This is a genomic window from Embleya scabrispora (assembly GCF_002024165.1).
Lineage (GTDB): Bacteria > Actinomycetota > Actinomycetes > Streptomycetales > Streptomycetaceae > Embleya > Embleya scabrispora_A.
The window spans coordinates 1,651,768-1,670,620 of the sequence record NZ_MWQN01000001.1; the positions used below are offsets into that span (position 1 = coordinate 1,651,768).

The following is an 18,853-nucleotide window of genomic DNA, read 5'->3' on the forward strand; positions in this document are numbered from 1 at the left end:
GTTCCGCGCGCCGGCCGGTCCCGGCTCCCCCTCGACCGGCCGGCGCGTGCCCCCTCCCGTCCCCGTCGCACCAGACCGTGGGTACGGGCCGTCACGCCAACCCCTGAACCCACGATCTCGGAGAGGAGGGCTCGATCACGATGCTCGAAGTGATCCAGGACAACTGGGACCTCTTGCGGCACGGCTTCGTCGGGACGCTCAAGCTGACCGTCGTCTGTGGGATCGTGTCGCTTCTGCTCGGCACGCTGATAGCCGCGTGTCGGGTCTCGCCGGTGCCGCCGCTGCGCTGGTTCGGCACCGCCTACGTCAACCTTTTCCGCAACACCCCCCTGACGCTGATCTTCTTCGCCGTCGCGCTCGGTTTCCCGAAGCTGCGGTTCAACCTCTCCTACTTCGAGTTCGCGGTCATCGCGCTGAGCACCTACACCGCCGCGTTCATCTGCGAGGCGATCCGCTCGGGCATCAACACCGTGCCGATCGGCCAGGCCGAGGCGGCCCGCAGCCTCGGGATGTCGTTCACCCAGTCGCTGACGCAGATCGTGCTGCCCCAGGCCGGTCGGGCGGCGGTCCCGCCGATCGGCAGCCTGCTGATCGCGATGGTCCGCAACTCGGCCATCGCCAGCGCCTTCAACGTCACCGAACTCATGGGCACCAGCGCTGAGATGGTCGAGAACGGCTACAAGTCGCTGTGGGTCCTGCTGTGGATCGCGGTCGGCTACCTGATCATCACCCTGTCCATGAGCGCCGCGCTGGCCGCGCTCGAGAAGAAGCTGGCGGTGGTCCGATGAGCCGCGAAGCGAGTGTGCTGTTCGACGTCCCCGGTCCCAAGGCGCGTCGCCGCAACCTGATCATCGGCATCGTCGGCAGCCTGGGCCTGGCCGCGTTCCTGGTCTTCGTGATCGTGCGGTTCAACGACACCGGCCAGTTCGAGTCGGCGAAGTGGGACCCGTTCCAGTACAGCGGTGTCCAGCAGTTCATCTTCGACGGCCTCAAGGCCACGCTGAAGGCGTTCGCGCTGGCCGCGGTGTTCTCCATCGTGCTCGGCGCCTTCCTGGCCGCCGGCCGGCTCTCCGATCACAAGATCGTGCGCTGGGCCTCGACCACGTTCGTGACCTTCTTCCGCGCCATGCCGCTGCTGGTGCTGATCTTCATGCTCTACCTCGTCCCGGGCAGCCAGGGCTGGTGGAAGTGGGATCCGATGTGGCCGCTGGTGGTCGGCCTGACCATCTACAACGGCACCGTGCAGGCGGAGAACATCCGCGCCGGCATCCTCGCCGTGCCCAAGGGGCAGAGCGAGGCGGCCTACGCGCTGGGCATGCGCAAGACCCAGGTGATGACGATGATCCTGGTCCCCCAGGGCATCCGCACCATGCTGCCGACGATCATCAGCCAGATCGTGGTGACCCTCAAGGACACCTCGCTCGGCTTCCTGATCACCTACCCGGAACTGCTCGCGGCCGCCAAGCTGATCGGCGGCTACCAGGACTACAACATGCCGTTCATCCCGGTCACCATCATCGTCGGCACCATCTACGTGGCGATGTGCATGATCCTGTCGGCGTTCGCGACCTGGCTGGAGCGCAGGCTGCGCACCTCCCGCAAGGGCAAGCCGCCGGCCGTCGTCCCGCCGACGCAGGCCGAGTCGTCCCGCGACAGGTTGGCCGTCGTCTGACCCCGTCGAACGCGCCGTCCCACCCCCGCACCACCGACCGACGCCCCGCGGTGAACTCCACCCGCGGGGCGTCGCTTTGTCGTCGTAGGGCCCCGGTGCCGGATGATGGGCGACGAGTACGACACGTCTTGCAAGACTTGGGGGCCACGATGGCGGGCAATGCTCCGCGCGCGGACTCGGTGATCATCGCGGGTGCCGGACCCGCCGGTTTGGCCGCCGCACTGGCGCTGGCCGGGCGCGGGGTGCGCTCGGTGGTGCTCGACATGGGCAACGGCACGCCGCGCGCGGGTTCGCGGGCCTGTGGTCTGGAGGCCTCGACACTGGCCTTCGTCTACGACCTGACCGGCACCCGGCTCGACGGCGCCGCCGAACCGTGGGGCGTCCAGCGCATCCGCCGGCGCGGTCGCGACGTACCGCAGCCGGTGGCCGAGCCGGAGGCCCCCGTGCGCTACGGGCTGTCCCAACAGCGGCTGGAGCGCGCCCTGTTGGACGCCGCGCACGCCAGCCCCCTGGTGACCACCGCGTGGCGCCACCGGATCGAGAGCGTCGAGCAGGACGAGACCTCGGTCACCGTGCTCGCCCGGGGCCCGGGCGGGCCGGTCAGGTTCCGGGCCCAGTGGCTGGTCGGCTGCGACGGCGCCCGCTCGGTGGTGCGCCGCGCGGTGAACGTGCGCTTCCCGGGCCGGCCCCGGGTGGACCGGCTGTTGTGCGCCGACGTCAAGGTACGGCTGCCGCGCCGGATCACCGCGACCGCGCTGGTGCCGCCGGACCCCTCGCTCGCCGACGAGCCCGCGAGCCCGGACCTCGGCGAGCCGGCCACGCCGTGGTTGTTCGTCGACCCGCCCTTCCACCGCGGCGGCACCGTGCTGGCCCAGCCGCTGCCGGACGACGTGTGGCGGCTGACCTGGCAGTTGCCGATGGCACACGGGGTGGCCAAGGCCGCCGAGGAGACCCGGGTGATCCCGGTGACGGGCGATCCGGCCGACCCCAAGCGGATCGCCGCGCGGGTGCGTTCGGTGCTGCGCACCCTGGACGCGCTCTCGCCCGAGCCCGACGCGTCCGAGGATCCCGCGCACGACCTGCTGTGGAGTGGCGAGTACGAGGTGCATCAGCGGCTCGCCCGACGATTTCGGGTCGGCCGGGTGCTGCTCGCCGGCGACGCCGCGCACCTGGTCCATCCCTCCGCCGCCGACGCGGTCGAACTCGGCTTGCAGGACGTGCGCAACCTGGCCTGGAAGCTGGCCTTCACGCTGCGGGGCTACGCGCCCATCCGGCTCCTGGAGACGTACCACGGCGAACGCCGGGGCGCCGCCCGCCGTCGGCTCGCGCTCGGGGAGGACGCGCTGCACTTCCTCGCGCCCGCGAGCCCGGCGCAGAAGGTCGGCCGCCGGTTGACCCTGATGGGCGCGCGCGGCAAGGGCACCACGCTGCGCCGGCTCGACCCGCGCGGGCCGGCGGCGAACCCGTCCGGCCCGGACTACACCGGCTCGCCGCTGCTCACCCCCGGCCCGGGCGTGGGCGAGTGGATCCGCGACGTCGAGGTGTTTCGCGCGGACGGCGCCGAGGGGTGGCTGAGCGAGTGCCTGGACCGCGGGCTGGTCGTGCTGCTGATCGCCCCCGGCATACAGGTGTGGCACGGCGACGGCTGGCGCGAGGCGGGCCTGATGCCGAGGCTGCGCGGGCGGCTGGACAAACTCGCGGCGCCCGCCGAACTGGTGGTCACCCCGGACTACCCGGGCGCCACCGCCCACACGATCCTGCTGATCCGCCCCGACGGCTACATAGCCGCCCACCTGCCCCCCGACCACCTGGACATCCTCGAGGAATCCATCGACCGGGCCCGCGGAGCCGGCCACTGACGCCGCCCCGGCCCCCAGCCCGCGAATCGGCCGCAAAAAGGCCCCCTGACCTGCATGTTCGCAGATCGGAGGGCCTTGGTTCGGCCGGCCGGCGGATGAGTCGGCCTTTACGCCGGGTTCTGTCTCCCGGGAGCCTTGCGGCGCCCGGGGAGGCGGCCATCCATCTACGACTGCCGTTGCCGACAGCCTCCAGCGGTCTACCCGCGAACTCGGGCGGGCCGCCCTCGAACGTTCGCGCAGAGCACGTTTGACGGTGCTCCTCTTGACCTTGCTCCGGGTGGGGTTTACCTAGCCGCCCGAGTCACCTCGGGCGCTGGTGGTCTCTTACACCACCGTTTCACCCTTACCGGTCGTCCGAGGACGCCGGCGGTCTGTTTTCTGTGGCACTGTCCCGCGGGTCGCCCCGGGTCGGTGTTACCGACCACCCTGCCCTGTGGAGCCCGGACGTTCCTCGGCGGAACCCTCCGAGGAGGAATCCCGACGCGGCCGCCCGGCCGACTCATCCGCCGTGTCGTCCATCCTAGCCGGGGCGAAGCGAACCCTTCGCCGGGTGTCGTCGGCCTCGGTGAGCCGCACCCGCACCCGCTCGCCCAGGCCCAGGCCCGGCCCGTCGAAGCGGGCCCGGACGGCCGGCTCCGCGAGTTGGACCGTGCCGCCGTCGCCGCGCTCGTTGAGATCCACCACCACCGCGTCGAACACGTCGCCGACGTGGTCCGCCAGCACCACCGCCTCGACCAGCGAGACCGCCTCGCGCTCGACCTCGTGGGCCCGGCGGTCACCGGTCTCCATCGCCTTGGGCAATTCGTGCAGCCGCGCGCCCACCCACTCGGGCACCTCGACGCCGGCGACCAGCGAGACGCAGATCTCGCCCGCGTACCGGTCGACCAGGCGCCGCAGCGGCGCGGTCACGTGCGCGTACTCGTCGGCGACCGCCGCGTGCCCGGCCTGCTCGGGCGCGCCCGTGTCGAACGCGGTGTAGCCGGCTCCGCGCAGCAGCCCGGTGGCCTCCTCCAGGAACGCGGCGTGCCGGGGGTTGTCGGGATCGAGCGAGCGGATCACCGCGCCGTAGGTGGCGCCCTCGGGCCACGCCACGTCGAGCGCGCGCCCGACCCGGCGGACCCGGTCGAGCGCCTCGGGCGCCGGCTGCGGCAGAGTGCGCAGGACACCGATGCCGGCCCGGGTCATCAGGTCGGCGGCGGCGATCCCCGTGAGCAGCGAGATCTGCGCGTTCCAGCCCTCGGCGGGGATCGGCGCACGGTACTCCAGCCGCCACGAGTCGCCGTGCTCGACGATCTCCTGCTCCGGGATCGGCAGGCTCACCCCGCCGCGTTCGATCTCCAGCCCCTCGCGCAACCGGCCGATCTCGGCGAGCAGCGCCAACGGCTCCGCCGCGGATCCGCTCTCGATCGCCCGCTGCACACCGGGATAGTCGTATCGGGCCCGACTGCGCACCAGCGCGCGGAAGACGTCGGTGCCGACCAACTCGCCCGACGCGTCCAGGTCGAGCACCCACACCAGGGCCGGCCGGTCCCGCCCCGGAAGCAGGCTCGCCGCCGCCTCGGACAGCGCCGGCGGATGCAGCGGGATGCGCTCGTCGGGCAGATACAGCGTCTCCACCCGGCGCATGGTCTCCGCGTCCAGCGCGCCGCCCGGGGTGACCCACGCCGCGACGTCGGCGATCGCGTAGTGCACCCGGTAGCCGCCGTCCCGACGGGCCAGGTGCATCGCCTGGTCCAGGTCCATCGACTCGGCCGGGTCGATGGTCAAAAACGGCGACGCGGTCAGATCCCGCCGGGTGTGCGTGGGCCCGCGCCGCACCGCCGCGTCGGCCTCCGCCAGCACCTCCGGGGAGAACGCGCCCGGCAACGCCAGATCGGTGCGCAGGCGGGCGAAACCCGCCCGCAGGAGATCACCGTCGGCTGACCTGATGTGGAGATGGCGACGAGGCACGCACCGAGCTTAGGAAAGATCCGCTGCGCCGAGAAGGACTTTCCCGGCTTTTCGCCCGCGCGCCCAAAGCGCCGGCGACACGTTCGGTCGGGGTCGTCCCCATAAACTTGGTCGGTCGCCCCGCCGTCCGCCAACCCGGTCGGCCACCCTGCCGTCCGCGTCGCTTGGAGTTGCGCCCGTGCTCGTGTTGTTGCCGCCCTCCGAGGGCAAGGCCGCTGCGGGGACGGGCCCCGCGCTCGATCTCGCGGGTCTTTCGATGCCGGAACTGAACTCCGTGCGGCGGCAGGTGCTCGACTCGCTGATCACCCTGTGCGAGGGCGACGAGCGCAAGGCTCTGGAGGTGCTCGGGCTCGGCCCGAAGCTGCGCGGCGAGGTACTGCGCAACCTCGACCTGCGCGAGGCCGCGACGCTGCCGGTGGCCGGGCTGTACACCGGAGTGCTGTATGACGCGCTGGACCTGTCCTCGCTCACCGGCGCGGCGGCGGCGCGCGCGGCCGGTTCGATCCTGGTCTTCTCCGGACTGTGGGGCGTGCTGCGCCCGACCGACCGGGTGCCGCCCTACCGCTGCTCGATGGGGGTACGGCTGCCCGGTATCGGCGCGCTCGCCGGCCAGTGGCGCACGGTGACCGCGCCCGTGCTGCCCAGACTCGCGGGCGACGACCTCGTCCTGGACCTGCGGTCGGCGGCGTACGGCGCGGCCTGGAAGCCGGTCGGGGCGGTGGCCGAACGCACCGCGACCGTGCGGGTGCTGCACGAGCGCATCGTGGACGGGGTGGCCAAGCGGTCGGTGGTCAGCCACTTCAACAAGGCGACCAAGGGCCGGATCACCCGCGACCTGCTGGTCTCCGGCGCCGAACCGCGCAACCCGGCCGAACTCGCCGACGCGCTGCGGGAACTGGGCTGGACCGTGGAGGCCGCCGAACCGAAGCAGGCGGGCACCCCCTGGGCGCTGGACGTCGTGGTCGCCGCGGTCTGACCCCTCACCCCGCCGCCGGTCCGTCCCCGGTCTCCCGGGTGTCCTGCTCGACGACCTTCCTGGCATCGTTTCCGGTGCACCCCACGACAAGTGGCACGAGGGCGATCGTGATACGCCGTCGGTCCCACCTTGACAAAACCGGGGAGCTTCATGATCCTGACGCTTCCTCCGCAGACGAAAAACAAAGCATTTCGTCCTACTTTCGGACGATCCGCGCGTCACGTCAGACGGAGTGGACGACCCGACATCCATGGGGGATGAGTGAGTTACCCGCCGCCGCCCGGCCAGGACCCTAACCAGCCGTACGGCCAGCCCCAGTACGGGCAACCGCCCTATCCGGGTCAGAGCCAGGGCCAGGGCCAGTACCCCGGTCAGTACCAGCAGCCCCAGTACCCGCAGGGGCAACCGGGCCCGTACGGACAACCGCAGTATCCCGGCGCCTATCCGCAGGGCGGCGGCTACCCGCCCCCGCCGAACCAGAGCCGCAAGGGTCTGTGGATCGGCGTCTCGGTGGTCGCCGTGCTCGCGATCGTCGGCGTGCTCGTCGCCGTGGGACTGTCCGGTGACGACGACGACAAGAAGTCGACGGCCTCCTCCACGTCGTCGGCCACCGGCACGAGCGCCCCGAAGTCGGGTTCGCCGACCCCGTCGACCAAGGCGACCAAGCGCACCGTCGCGCCCGAGCCGTCCGACGACGACGCGACCACCGGCCCCGGCCCCGGCACGCGCGGGCTGGGCGAGGACAACTTCCTCACCACGATGCACCGCCTGATCCCGGGCACGAAGTCGACGGCGGACGCCGAACTGGTCTCGCAGGGCAAGCAGGCCTGCTCCGACCTCAAGTCGGGCAAGTCCCTGCTCGACACCGCGATGAAGGTGACCGCGGTCAGCGGCGTGTCGGAGAAGGGCATGCTCGTCGGCGGCGCCATCGCGGCGTTCTGCCCGGAGCAGTCGGGCAAGGTCTCCTGACCCGCCCCGCCGCCCGAACGCCGGCCTGAAAACCGGCCCGGACACCTGCGATCCCGGCCCGCGATACGCACGAGTGAATCTCGCGGGCCGGGCGTTTCCCCTTCACGATCACGTCGTTGACCAGCCTGCCGAACCTGGTCGGCACTACGTGGAGGAACGAACGCAGTGAAGAACATGAAGAAGATCGCCGCCGTCGCGGCCCTGGCCGGCGGCATCGCGGCCATGGGCGCCGGAATCGCCAACGCGAGCGCCGACGCGGACGGCGCGGCGGTCGGCTCGCCCGGTGTGATCTCGGGCAACAACGCCGAGGTCCCCGTGCACGTGCCGGTCAACGTCTGCGGCAACACGGTCGACATTCTGATCGCCGTGCTCAACCCGGCGTTCGGCAACGTCTGCGTCAACGCCGGCTGACCCGCCGCCCCGGCCCGCCTCCTTGGCCGGTGGCGGCGCAACCGCCCCGTTCCCGGTGTTCCGGGAACGGGGCGGTCGTCGTTGTGAGCGCCGCACCGAACACAAGCGCTCCGCGATGTACATTTCTCGCAGGCTCGCGGCGTCTTACTCGTGCCATTCCGTGCCGTTCCGCGCTGGTCCGGTCATCTCCGAACCCGGTCGGCAGAGGGACGCGGGCGACCCGCGATGATGGGGATTGCCCGGACGGGTCTTTCGCGTTGTATACGCAGAGGCGCCGTGTGGGGCGCGCACGAAACGCACGCGGAAGAAGGGGTTCCATGGAGCGAATGGGCAGAATGGCCGGATGGCTGCGCCGTCGACCGCGCGAGGATCCGGACACCGTTCGCGACCGGCGGGCCGGACTGCTCATGGACGTGGTGGAGCGCGGTTGGCCCGTCTGTCCGGCGGCGCACCCGGTGGGCTTCGGCTGCTCCTGCGATCGGGTCGGCTGTCCGTCGCCGGGCATGCACCCGGTCTCCTTCGCCTGGCAGACCCAGGCGTCCACCGACCCCGTACAGGTGGCGCGCTGGCTGGAGCTGTATCCCGACGCCAACTTCGTGACCGCGACCGGCACCGGCCACGACGTGCTCGACGTGCCCGCGCGGGCCGGGGAGATCGCCCTCGCGGTGTTCGCCGAACAGGGCATCGAGATCGGCCCGGTGGCCTCCTGCGGCCCCGACCGCACGCTGTTCTTCACCGCGACCCGAGGCACCCCCGCCGACGAGGACGAGTGGTGGCCCTGCGAGTTGGACTGCCACCCCGAGACGCTGGACGCCCACCCGGGGCTGCGCTGGCACTGCCGGGGCAGCTACGTCCTGGTGCCGTCCTCGCAACATCCCTCGGGACAGCCGGTGCGCTGGATCCGGGGCCCCGAACTCCCGCTGCCCGACCCGCTGCGGGTGCTCGACGCCCTCACCGACGCGTGCGACACCGTGGGCGCCGCGGCCGCCGACGGACACTGGTCCTAGCGACCGACACGGCGGCCCGCGGTCGGCGGCCGTCCCGCTCACTCCCCCTCGGCGCCGACCAGGCCGTACACCCAGCCGACCAACTGCACCTTGCCACCGGCCTTCGGGACCACCGCGACATACTCCGAGAGCCGGTGCTCGGTGACCGACCGGCTCGGCTTGCCGGCCAGGAACGCCAGCGTCGACGGGTCCACGTCACCGAGTCGGCGCGGAGGTTGCACGGTGAGCTTGATGCTGTGCTGGAGCGCGAACAACACCAGCGCGCCACCGTCCGCGGTACGCACCGCCAGCGGCGGGAACTGCGCCGCCGGGCTGTCGACGGCCTGCCGGACGTAGCCGTCTCCGATCGGCTCGTCCCGCTGCTTGCGCAACTGCGCGGTGTACGGGTCGGGCCCGAACAATTCGGCGCGGGTCTTGCCGTCCTTGAGGAACTCGGCGAGCACGGGGGCCAGTTCGCCGGGCGAGGCGGCGAGTCCGGCGGCGGTCGGCGAGACCTGCTCCAGGTAACCGGACGAATCCCGCTTCAGCGCGGGCAGTTCGCTCTGCAGCGTCGGCCCCCACGCCGCCTGCCACACCGCGTCCGGGCCCGCCCGGAGGAAGACCAGGAACTGCGGCTTGGCGTTGTTGAAGTTCGGGGTGTTCCGCACGGCGAACCACTTGGGCCAGCCGACCACCTTGGGGATCAGGAACTCCGGCCGCTCGTGCAGGATCGGGGCCCGGCCCAGATTGCCGTTCGGGTCGGTGAAGGCGAGGATGCGCAGACCGGCCTGGTCGAGCGCGCCGAGCGAGCCCGTCTCGGCCCGCGCGTTGAGCGGGAGATCGCGGTTCGCGTACGCCTGGTTGTTCTGCACCTCGTAGTCGTGCAGCACCTCGGCGGCCTCGTGCTTGTCCAGCGCCGCGACGGGCGTGCTCGCGCCGCTGACGGTGACACAGCCGGTCGCGGCGAGCGCGGTCGCGAGCAGGGCGGCGACCGCGGCCGGCATGCGGGATATGCGCATCGGTAGTCGGCAACTCTTCCGGGGGAGCGGGCAGGAGGAGATCTCGCGAAACCATACTGCCCGCGCCCCGGCACACACCGCGCCCAGGGCCTAGGCCAGGGTGAGCACCTCGGCCCCGGTGTCGGTGACGACCAGCGTGTGCTCGAACTGGGCGGTGCGCCTGCGGTCCTTGGTGACCACGGTCCAGCCGTCGTCCCACATGTCGTAGTCGTGGGTGCCCAGGGTCAACATCGGCTCGATGGTGAAGGTCATCCCCGGCTCCATCACGGTGGTCGCCCGCTCGTCGTCGTAGTGCGGGATGATCAGGCCGGAGTGGAACGAGGTGTTGATGCCGTGGCCGGTGAAGTCGCGCACCACGCCGTAGCCGAAGCGCTTCGCGTAGGACTCGATGACCCGACCGATCACGTTGATCTGCCGACCCGGCTTGACCGCCTTGATGCCCCGGTTCAGCGCCTCGCGGGTGCGCTCGACGAGCAGCCGCGACTCCTCGTCCACGTCGCCCACGAGGTAGGTCGCGTCGGTGTCGCCGTGCACGCCGCCGATGAACACGGTGACGTCGATGTTGACGATGTCGCCGTCCTCGAGCCGGGTGGTGTCGGGGATGCCGTGGCAGATCACCTCGTTGATCGAGGTGCAGATGGTCTTCGGGAAGCCCCGGTAGCCCAGGCAGGACGGGTAGGCGTGGTGGTCGAGCACGTACTCGTGGGCGACCTTGTCCAGCGCGTCGGTGCTCACCCCGGGCGCGATGTGCGCGGCGGCGGCCTCCATGGCGCCCGCCGCGATCCGCCCGGCGATCCGCATGCGCTCGATGGTCTCGGCGTCCTGCACCTCGGGCCCGGTGTACGGGGTGGGGGCCGGCTTGCCGACATACTCCGGCCGCGGGATGTCGGCGGGTACGGAGCGGATGGGGGTCGGCTTACCGGGTACGAGAATCGCCATAACCAGCGAGTGTAGCCGGCGCCGCGACCGAGCCGGCGGGTGATCCGGTCGGCGACGGCATCGAGTGGGTGGAGGACGGCCGTGAGGTTCAGACTGTGGCGCAGGCCCGAGGGTCGCGCCGGCGAGTGGTACTACTGCGTCAAACACGGCAAGGTCGAGGAGGGACCCGACTGTCCGGCCCGCGACCGGCTCGGCCCGTACGCGACCCGCGCCGAGGCGGCGAACGCGTTGGAGACCGCCAAGACCCGCAATCAGGCGTGGGAGAACGACCCGAACTGGAACGACCCCGGACGCCGCTGAGCGGGCGGGCGGCCGGCGGCGGGCGGGTCACTCGGCGGGTTCGGGCACCCGCCCGCCGCCGACGGTGAGCACCCCGGGCAGTTCGGACAGGCCCGACACCAACTCGCCGGGCTCGCCCGCCCCTTCCAGGAGCAACACCACCGCCGCGGCCCTCGGCTCGGTCGCCGGCGCCTCGCCGGCGTCCTCGGCCGGCTCGCGCTCGCGGTTGTGCACAGAGACGTCCACCACGGTGAATCCGGCGCCGGTACAGGCGACCAGGACCGCGGACAACACGCCGTGTCCGGGCAGGTAGGAGACCCGGATCTCGGCCGCCCGGTCCCGGGGGCCGCCGATCCGGCGGATGATCGGCGGATAGCCGTAGACGACCACGAAGTGCAGCGTGGTGACCCCGATCGCCAGGTACGGCAGGCCCGCGCCGCAGGCCATGCCGATCGCGCAGGTGAGCCAGACCACCGCGGCCGTGGTGAGGCCGCGCACGGTGTCGCGGCGGACGAAGATCAGGCCGCCGCCGATGAAGCCGATGCCGGAGACCACCTGCGCGGCGATCCGGGAGGGGTCCCAGCCGACGTGACCCGCGGGCAACACGTCGGCGAAGCCGTATTTGGAGATCTCCATGAACAGCGTGGTGCCGACCCCGACCAGCGCGTGGGTGCGCAGTCCCGCGCTCTTCTGCCGCACCTCGCGCTCGACGCCGATGACGCTGGAGAGCACGAAGGAGAGCAGCAACTCGGAGAACTGGGTCCACCCCTGACTCGCGCCGATCCCCTCCGACCACGCCGCCAGGGTCGTTCCGGAATGCACGCGCCCACCTCCTCCGCCCGGGACCGGGGTCCCGGGGCTGCTCGATCTTCTTCCTCTGCTCGCACGCTATGACTCCATACGGAGCGATGGGTCACGGACGAGGTTCGGATACCGCGATCGAGGGAGGGGTGGGCGAGGAAACGTCAGGCGCGCGAGCGAGTCGCGGTGCGCGTGCGAGTCGCGGTGCGCGTGCGAGTCGCGGTGCGCGTGCGCGAGGCGGTCGTCCTGGCCACGGCCTTGCGCGGACGCGACGTGGCCGTCTTGGATACGGCCTTTCGAGGACGCGAGCCGGCCGTCTTGGAAACGGCCTTTCGCTGGGACGCGGCCTTTCGGGGACTCGATACCGCCTTTCGGGTACCGGATACCGCCTTTCGGGGACGCGAGGCGGCCGGTTTGGACACCGGGCGCTTTCGCGTGGCCGCGGCCGACGCGAGCGCCGCCGCGGTGTCGACCGTACGGTCGTCGACCGTTTCGGTGTCGCCGTTGCGCTGGATGTAGCGAAGTGCGGTCAGCGCCTCGCGCTTCGTCTCATAGGGCGCGGACTTGATGACGGTCGCACCGTTGGCGGCGGTCAACACGAATCCGAACTTGCCGGAGCGTCCCTTGGTGACGATGAATTTGGCCGGCACGACATCTCCTTGGGAGAGAAGAGAAAGTTTTCTCCTCCACGGAAACATGGTTCGTCCCGGTTGTCATATATAAGGGGTATTTAGGGGTGAATCGACCTCCGCAGCCGAAAACCACTGTGACCTCGACTGCATCCGGGCGCGGACCCCGTGTTCTCTTCGGTTTCGGCCGGCAGGATCGCGCCCATGACAACCCCCTCGTCCCCCAAGCGTGACCCGCGCGACCTGCCGAACATCGACGATCTGGTGGTCGGCGTCCTCGGCGGCACCGGTGAGCAGGGCCGCGGCCTCGCGTACCGCCTGGCCGTCGCCGGCCAAAAAGTGATCATCGGCTCGCGCAGCGCCGACCGTGCCGCGTCCGCCGCGGCCGAACTCGGTGCCGGAGTGCGCGGCGCCGACAACGCCACCTGCGCGGCCGAGAGCGACATCGTGATCATCGCCGTGCCCTGGGAGGGCCACCGCGATCTGCTGCTCTCCCTCACGGGCGAGCTCGCGGGCAAGATCGTGGTCGACTGCGTGAACCCGATGGGCTTCGACAAGCAGGGCGCGTTCGTGCTCGACGTCGAGGAGGGCAGCGCCGCCCAGCAGGCCGCCGCCGTGCTCCCCGACTCGACCGTCACGGCCGCCTTCCACCACGTGTCCGCGGTGTTGCTGCTCGACCCGAACGTGGAGTCGCTCGACACCGACATCATGGTGCTCGGCGACAAGCGCGAGGCCACCGACGCGGTGCAGGCGCTCGCGTCGCGGATCCCCGGCATGCGCGGGGTGTACGCCGGCCGGCTGCGCAACGCGCGGCAGGTCGAGGGGCTGACCGCCAACCTGATCTCGACCAACCGCCGCTACAAGGCACACGCCGGACTGCGCGTCACCGACGTGTGAGCCGGCCCGGCCACGCCCGCCCGACGCACGAACGGCGTGCGGCCCCGCGCATCCGAGGATGTGGGGCCGCACGCCGTTCGTGCCTTTCGGGGCCGGAGCCGAGGGCGCCGGGGGGCGCCCGGGGATCAGACCTGGGCGGCGCTCCAGGTCTGGAGCGGGCGGGTGACCAACTCGCCGGCGCCGTTGTCGATCGCGTCCCGCAGACCGCCGAGCACGTGGGAGACCATGCCGGCGGTGACCGGGTCGGTCAGCACGTGCTGTACGTCGGCCTCGACGCCGAGCCGGGTGTGCACCTCGGGCACGGCGATCTCCGGGCCGGAGACGACGAAGTTGCCCAGGTCCCGCAGCAGCGCCTTGAGCTGGATCAGCGCGCGGATGCCGCCCTGGGGACCGGGCGAGGCGGACATCGCGACGATCGACTTGCCGGTCAGGACGCCCTGGGCGTACGGACGCGAGGCCCAGTCCAGCGCGTTCTTCAGCACGCCCGGCAGGCTGCGGTTGTACTCGGGGGTGGAGATGATCAGGCCGTCTGCCTCGAGGATCGCCTCGCGCAGGCGCACCACGCCGGCCGGCGGGTTCGGCTCCAGGTCCTGGTTGAAGTGCGGCAGTTCGTCGAGACCCTTGAACACCTCGATCTGCATGCCCTTGGGCGCGAACGGCTGGAGGGCGTTCAGCAGTGCCGTGTTGAAGGACTCGGCGCGCAGCGAACCGGAGATGGCAAGGATGCGGGACATGGGTTCCTCCGTGGATGGAGAGAGGGTGCCGGGTGGGGCGGGAAGCGATGTTGTTGAACGTTTAACAATGTAGCGCGCGCTTGTTGTGGATTCAACTTCCGGTCGTGGGCCGCCTCCCGGGTCGCCCCGCGGGCCGTCCCCGGGTCGTCGTCCCGAGCGGCGGCGGGTGGTGCGGCGAGGTGCCGGGTGGGTGCCGGCCGGGTGGTCGTCGGGAGCGACAATGGAGCCGCGTCGCGCCGGAAAGCGCCGCGACCGAGGTCCGTCCGCACCCGTCTGGAGCCCCCGCCATGCCCCGCATCGTCGTCCTCGCCGTGATCGTGTGCGTACTGGCGCTCGCCGCCGCCGTGGTGGCCTTCGTCAACGGGAGCTGGCTCGGCCTGCCGTTCGTGCTCCTCGCCGCACTCGACGGCAACATCGCGTTCTACTACCTGCGCAGGCAGCGGGTGCGCCGCGCGCGCGACCTCGCCGCGCGGGCCTGATCCCCGCTCCCGCCGCCCACTGGCCGTCCCCCGTACGGGTGGATGCCGGAGCCGGATGGTGTGTCGGCATCGAATTCGAACAAAAGTTCGGGCTACGCTTCGATCCGACGTTGTCCACAGGCGTGCGCCGGTCGTGCCTCCGTGTCGGTGCGACGGGTTAGCGTTCAAGGTGTGAAGCGAACACCACAGACCGGCAAGGCGGCATCCATGGCTGGACAGGATCGCGAGAAGGCGCTCGAAAACGCCCTCGCCCAAATTGAACGACAGTTCGGGAAGGGCTCGGTGATGCGCCTCGGCGACGAGGTGCGCGCACCGATCGAGGTCATTCCCACCGGCTCGATCTCGCTCGACGTGGCGCTGGGCATCGGCGGACTCCCGCGTGGCCGGGTCGTCGAGGTCTACGGCCCGGAAGGCTCCGGCAAGACGAGCCTCGCGCTGCACGCGATCGCCAGCGTCCAGCGAGCCGGCGGCATCGCGGCGATCGTCGACGCCGAGCACGCGCTCGACCCGGAATACGCCAAGAAGCTCGGGGTCGACACCGACGCCCTCCTGGTCTCCCAACCGGACACCGGTGAGCAGGCGCTGGAGATCGTCGACATGCTGACCCGCTCCGGCGCGGTCGACATCATCGTGATCGACTCGGTGGCGGCGCTCGTGCCGCGCGCCGAGATCGAGGGCGAGATGGGCGACTCGCACGTGGGTCTCCAGGCCCGACTGATGAGCCAGGCGCTGCGCAAGATCACCGGCGCGCTCAACCAGACGAACACCACCGCGCTGTTCATCAACCAGCTGCGCGAGAAGATCGGCGTGATGTTCGGTTCGCCGGAGACCACGACCGGTGGCCGGGCGCTGAAGTTCTACGCCTCCGTCCGCCTCGACATCCGGCGGATCGAGACGCTCAAGGACGGCACCGAGGCGGTCGGCAACCGCACCCGGGTCAAGGTCGTCAAGAACAAGCTCGCGTCGCCGTTCAAGCAGGCCGAGTTCGACATCCTCTACGGCATCGGGATCAGCCGCGAGGGCGGCCTGATCGACATGGGCGTGGAGCACGGCTTCGTGCGCAAGTCCGGCGCCTGGTACACGTACGAGGGCGACCAACTCGGTCAGGGCAAGGAGAACGCGCGCAAGTTCCTGCGCGACAACCCCGACCTCTCCGACGAGATCGAGAAGAAGATCAAGGAGAAGCTGGGAGTCGGCCCGCGGGTCGACGCACCGGCGGAGGCGGAACCCGAGGAGGGCTGAGTCCGTGGTTCGCCCTGCCGGCGAGTGGTCGAACACGTGGGGAGACGGGTCCGCCGACGGATCCGTCTCCCCAGCGGCCCGGCCCCCCGTCGACGCCGCCGAACTGCGAGCCGCGATGGCCGCCATCGAGGCCGCCGCACCCTCGGGCGCCGACACCGGGGCCGGCGGCACACGCGGTGGTGGCGGCGGGCGGCGGGCCCCGGGAGCCGGCACCCGCCGGACCCGCGCGGCGCGCCGTGACCCGGAGCAGCACGAGGCGGGCGAACAGGATGCGGTCGACGACGGCTCGGGGGCCGACGTCACGGGCACGGATCGACGCGCTCGCGGTCGTGGGACCGGGAGTGGTCGGGCGAAACGCGACAGGCGGGCCGGGACTCGGGGCCGGGCCCGTCGTGACACCGAGGACTCGGAGCGGCCGGCCGACGAGGACGCCGACGTGGCTCCGGAACCGCTCGCCGATCCGGAGGCGACGGCGCGGGCGATCTGTCTGCGGCTGCTGACCGGGCGCGCGCGCACCCGGGCCCAACTGGCCGACGCGCTGCGCCGCCGGGAGGTGCCCGACGAGGTCGCGGAATACGTACTGGGCCGCTTCACCGATGTCGGTCTGATCGACGACACGGCCTTCGCCGACGCGTGGGTGAGCACCAGGCATACCGGCAAGGGGCTGGCCCGACGGGCACTGGCCCAGGAGCTGCGCCGACGCGGGGTGGACGCGGTCGTGGTCGACGAAGCGGTCGCGCGACTGGAACCCGAGCAGGAGTTGGAGACCGCCCGGGCCCTGGTCGCCCGCCGGTTGCCGGGCACGCGCGGCCTGGACCGGGACAAGCGAATCCGCAGGTTGGCGGGCATGCTCGCGCGCAAGGGATACGGCGAGGGATTGGCCGTGCGGGTCGTCCGCGAGGCGCTCGACCACGAGGCCGAGGCCGACGAGAACGACGACGCGGCCGAGACTCCGTGGCGCGCCTGGGACGGACCGGCTTGATCCCGCCCCCCGCCACGTCGTCCGGTGACCTAGCCTGGGAGCGTTGTCCGAGCCGTCGGGCCGTCACAAGCGTGTCCGCCGGCACCGTTGCGCTCCAGCCGTCCGCTTGAAGGGCCATCCGCCTTGGCGATCAGTGTGTTCGACATGTTCTCGATCGGGATCGGCCCGTCGAGCTCCCACACGGTGGGTCCGATGCGCGCCGCGCGGATGTTCGCGCAGCGGCTCAAGAGCGAGGGCGTCCTCGACCGGGTCGCCTCGGTCCGGGTCGAGCTGTACGGCTCCCTGGGCGCGACCGGGCACGGGCACGGCACCCCGCGCGCGGTGTTGCTCGGACTGGAGGGCTACTCGCCGCGCACGGTCGACCCGGAGGAGGTCGAGCCGGAGTTGGCCCGGATCCGCGAGTCGGGGATGTTGCGGCTGCACGGCGTGCACGAGATCGCCTTCGACGGCGACCGCGACCTGGTGCTGCACCGCCGCAAGGCGCTGCCGTACCACGCCAACGGGATGACCGCGTGGGCCCGGGACGCCGACGGCGCCGAACTGCTGAGCAAGACGTACTACTCCGTCGGCGGCGGCTTCGTCGTGGACGAGGACGCGGTGGGCGCGGACCGGGTCAAGCCCGACGACACCGTGCTGCGCCATCCCTTCCGCACCGGTGACGAGTTGTTGCGGCTGACCCGGGAGACCGGGTTGTCGGTGTCCGCGCTGATGCTGGAGAACGAGAAGGCCTGGCGCACCGAGGCGGAGATCCGGGCCGAACTGCTCGAGATCTGGCAGGTGATGCGCGGGTGCGTCGAGCGCGGCCTGGCCACCGAGGGCATCCTGCCGGGCGGTCTCAAGGTGCGCCGTCGCGCCGCCCGTACCGCCCGCACGCTGCGCGCCGAAGGGGACCGGCCCACGCACGCGATGGAGTGGGTCACCCTGTGGGCGATGGCGGTCAACGAGGAGAACGCGGCGGGCGGCCGGGTGGTCACCGCGCCCACCAACGGCGCCGCCGGGATCATTCCGGCCGTGCTGCACCACTACGTGGAGACCGTCCCGGGCGCCGACGACGACGGTGTGGTGCGCTTCCTGCTCGCCGCGGGCGCGATCGGCATGTTGTTCAAGGAGAACGCCTCGATCTCCGGCGCGGAGGTCGGCTGCCAGGGCGAGGTCGGCTCGGCCTGCGCGATGGCCGCCGGCGGTCTGGCCGAGGTGCTGGGCGCCACCCCCGAGCAGGTGGAGAACGCCGCCGAGATCGGGATGGAGCACAATCTCGGGCTGACCTGCGACCCGGTCGGCGGCCTGGTCCAGATCCCGTGCATCGAGCGCAACGGCATGGCCGGGGTCAAGGCGGTCACCGCGGCCCGGCTGGCGCTGCGCGGCGACGGCCGGCACCACGTGTCGCTGGACAAGGTCATCAAGACCATGAAGGAGACCGGCGCCGACATGAAGACCAAGTACAAGGAGACCGCCCGGGGCGGCCTCGCGGTGAACATCATCGAGTGCTGAGTCTCGTCGCGTGCCCGCTCGCGCGGTACACGATCGTATCGACGGGGTCAGGTGTGCTTCCGGAGACGAGGGGTAGGCGTGCGCCCGTGAATGACGAGAGTGGTCCCCTCCTGGTGCAGGTGTCGGCGGTTGGAGCCGGTCATACGTTGGTGACCGTGCACGGCGAGATCGACATGGACAGCGGTCCGATCCTGGACGACGCGCTGAGTCGACAGGTGTCGGCCGAGCCGAGCCGTCTGCTTCTGGATCTGTCCTCGGTCGCCTTCATCGACTCCTTCGGCCTGCGGATCCTGGTCCGCGCGGAGCGGCGCGCACGGGAGGCGGGCGGCTCGCTGCGGTTGATCGCGCCGACGCGCGCGGTCGAGCGGGTGTTGCGGCTGACCGGCTTCACGCTGATGGTCGCCGTACACGAGACGGTGCGCGAGGCGCTGGACGCCGAGGAGGCCCCGGTCGGGCGCGAGTAGGCCGCGCCACTGTCCGATACGCGCTGCGCTGTGAGCGGAATCGGTACCTGGCATGATCAAAGTCCGGTCGAGGG

Annotated in this window: 18 protein-coding genes, 1 other RNA gene and 2 pseudogenes; 14 read left to right on the forward strand and 7 right to left on the reverse strand. The window is 71.4% G+C overall.

Translation table 11 applies throughout. The annotated features are described in order from the left end of the window. Positions 1–140 precede the first annotated feature (140 nt). The 3 genes from B4N89_RS07185 (at position 141) to B4N89_RS07195 (ending at position 3,531) form a co-directional block, all read left to right on the forward strand. Complete coding sequence (locus tag B4N89_RS07185; RefSeq protein ID WP_078975019.1) at positions 141–788, forward strand: amino acid ABC transporter permease; 648 nt, start codon at positions 141–143, stop codon at positions 786–788. Continuing rightward, the gene (locus B4N89_RS07190) at positions 785–1,672 is read left to right on the forward strand and encodes an amino acid ABC transporter permease (protein WP_078975020.1); all 888 of its coding nucleotides are present in this window, start codon (positions 785–787) and stop codon (positions 1,670–1,672) included. The genes B4N89_RS07185 and B4N89_RS07190 overlap by 4 nt, the downstream gene beginning before the upstream one ends. A gap of 149 nt (positions 1,673–1,821) precedes the next feature. After that, a complete protein-coding gene (locus B4N89_RS07195) occupies positions 1,822–3,531 on the forward strand; it encodes an FAD-dependent monooxygenase (RefSeq protein ID WP_078975021.1) in 1,710 nt (569 codons plus the stop codon). Positions 3,532–3,623: 92 nt separating this feature from the next. On the opposite strand, the gene rnpB is transcribed toward B4N89_RS07195, so the two are convergent. Both rnpB and B4N89_RS07205 read right to left on the reverse strand, forming a co-directional pair. Then, positions 3,624–4,033: RNase P RNA component class A (gene rnpB / locus B4N89_RS07200), an RNA gene on the reverse strand. An 80-nt stretch (positions 4,034–4,113) separates the two neighbouring features. Continuing rightward, positions 4,114–5,274 (reverse strand): annotated as a pseudogene (locus tag B4N89_RS07205) (RNB domain-containing ribonuclease); the annotation flags it as partial. A gap of 385 nt (positions 5,275–5,659) precedes the next feature. On the opposite strand from B4N89_RS07205, the gene yaaA reads away from it, so the two are divergent. The 4 genes from yaaA (at position 5,660) to B4N89_RS07225 (ending at position 8,844) form a co-directional block, all read left to right on the forward strand. Next, positions 5,660–6,457, forward strand: a complete 798-nt coding sequence (yaaA, locus tag B4N89_RS07210; RefSeq protein WP_078975022.1) for a peroxide stress protein YaaA — start codon at positions 5,660–5,662, stop codon at positions 6,455–6,457. A gap of 261 nt (positions 6,458–6,718) precedes the next feature. Continuing rightward, positions 6,719–7,426 carry a DUF732 domain-containing protein gene (locus tag B4N89_RS07215; RefSeq protein ID WP_078975023.1) on the forward strand — a complete coding sequence of 236 codons (708 nt, stop codon included), beginning with the start codon at positions 6,719–6,721 and terminating at the stop codon, positions 7,424–7,426. Between the two features lie 174 nt (positions 7,427–7,600). After that, positions 7,601–7,837 (forward strand): chaplin, encoded by a 237-nt coding sequence (locus tag B4N89_RS07220; protein ID WP_078979171.1) that lies wholly within the window; start codon positions 7,601–7,603, stop codon positions 7,835–7,837. Positions 7,838–8,154: 317 nt separating this feature from the next. Further along, entirely contained in the window at positions 8,155–8,844 is a 690-nt protein-coding gene (locus B4N89_RS07225) for a bifunctional DNA primase/polymerase (RefSeq protein ID WP_201260802.1), read from the forward strand. Between the two features lie 38 nt (positions 8,845–8,882). On the opposite strand, the gene B4N89_RS07230 is transcribed toward B4N89_RS07225, so the two are convergent. Further along, positions 8,883–9,842: a hypothetical protein gene (locus tag B4N89_RS07230; protein WP_143657883.1), complete on the reverse strand. Its 960-nt coding sequence runs from the start codon at positions 9,840–9,842 to the stop codon at positions 8,883–8,885. Between the two features lie 90 nt (positions 9,843–9,932). Continuing rightward, positions 9,933–10,781 carry a type I methionyl aminopeptidase gene (map, locus tag B4N89_RS07235; protein WP_078975026.1) on the reverse strand — a complete coding sequence of 283 codons (849 nt, stop codon included), beginning with the start codon at positions 10,779–10,781 and terminating at the stop codon, positions 9,933–9,935. Positions 10,782–10,862: 81 nt separating this feature from the next. On the opposite strand from map, the gene B4N89_RS07240 reads away from it, so the two are divergent. Further along, positions 10,863–11,081, forward strand: coding sequence for a hypothetical protein (locus B4N89_RS07240; protein ID WP_235618506.1), 219 nt, complete (start codon positions 10,863–10,865; stop codon positions 11,079–11,081). A gap of 27 nt (positions 11,082–11,108) precedes the next feature. Here the strand turns inward: B4N89_RS07240 and B4N89_RS07245 are convergent, their stop codons facing one another. Next, positions 11,109–11,882: an MgtC/SapB family protein gene (locus B4N89_RS07245; RefSeq protein ID WP_078975027.1), complete on the reverse strand. Its 774-nt coding sequence runs from the start codon at positions 11,880–11,882 to the stop codon at positions 11,109–11,111. A gap of 143 nt (positions 11,883–12,025) precedes the next feature. Continuing rightward, positions 12,026–12,559 carry a YegP family protein gene (locus B4N89_RS07250; RefSeq protein ID WP_078975028.1) on the reverse strand — a complete coding sequence of 178 codons (534 nt, stop codon included), beginning with the start codon at positions 12,557–12,559 and terminating at the stop codon, positions 12,026–12,028. Between the two features lie 135 nt (positions 12,560–12,694). On the opposite strand from B4N89_RS07250, the gene npdG reads away from it, so the two are divergent. Then, positions 12,695–13,387, forward strand: coding sequence for an NADPH-dependent F420 reductase (gene npdG, locus B4N89_RS07255; RefSeq protein WP_101897013.1), 693 nt, complete (start codon positions 12,695–12,697; stop codon positions 13,385–13,387). A gap of 125 nt (positions 13,388–13,512) precedes the next feature. Here the strand turns inward: npdG and B4N89_RS07260 are convergent, their stop codons facing one another. Further along, positions 13,513–14,121: an NADPH-dependent FMN reductase gene (locus B4N89_RS07260; RefSeq protein WP_078975030.1), complete on the reverse strand. Its 609-nt coding sequence runs from the start codon at positions 14,119–14,121 to the stop codon at positions 13,513–13,515. A gap of 287 nt (positions 14,122–14,408) precedes the next feature. Between B4N89_RS07260 and B4N89_RS07265 the strand changes: the two genes are divergently transcribed. The 5 genes and pseudogenes from B4N89_RS07265 (at position 14,409) to B4N89_RS07285 (ending at position 18,779) form a co-directional block, all read left to right on the forward strand. Continuing rightward, on the forward strand, positions 14,409–14,600 hold the full coding sequence (locus B4N89_RS07265) for a hypothetical protein (RefSeq protein ID WP_078975031.1): 192 nt from the start codon (positions 14,409–14,411) through the stop codon (positions 14,598–14,600). Positions 14,601–14,807: 207 nt separating this feature from the next. Then, positions 14,808–15,821, forward strand: a pseudogene (recA, locus tag B4N89_RS07270) (recombinase RecA); the annotation flags it as partial. A gap of 25 nt (positions 15,822–15,846) precedes the next feature. Then, positions 15,847–16,824 carry a regulatory protein RecX gene (locus tag B4N89_RS07275; protein WP_235618507.1) on the forward strand — a complete coding sequence of 326 codons (978 nt, stop codon included), beginning with the start codon at positions 15,847–15,849 and terminating at the stop codon, positions 16,822–16,824. Positions 16,825–16,947: 123 nt separating this feature from the next. Continuing rightward, on the forward strand, positions 16,948–18,315 hold the full coding sequence (locus tag B4N89_RS07280) for an L-serine ammonia-lyase (RefSeq protein WP_078975034.1): 1,368 nt from the start codon (positions 16,948–16,950) through the stop codon (positions 18,313–18,315). 149 nt (positions 18,316–18,464) lie between these two features. Beyond that, the gene (locus B4N89_RS07285) at positions 18,465–18,779 is read left to right on the forward strand and encodes an STAS domain-containing protein (RefSeq protein ID WP_078975035.1); all 315 of its coding nucleotides are present in this window, start codon (positions 18,465–18,467) and stop codon (positions 18,777–18,779) included. The last annotated feature ends 74 nt before the right edge of the window (positions 18,780–18,853 follow it).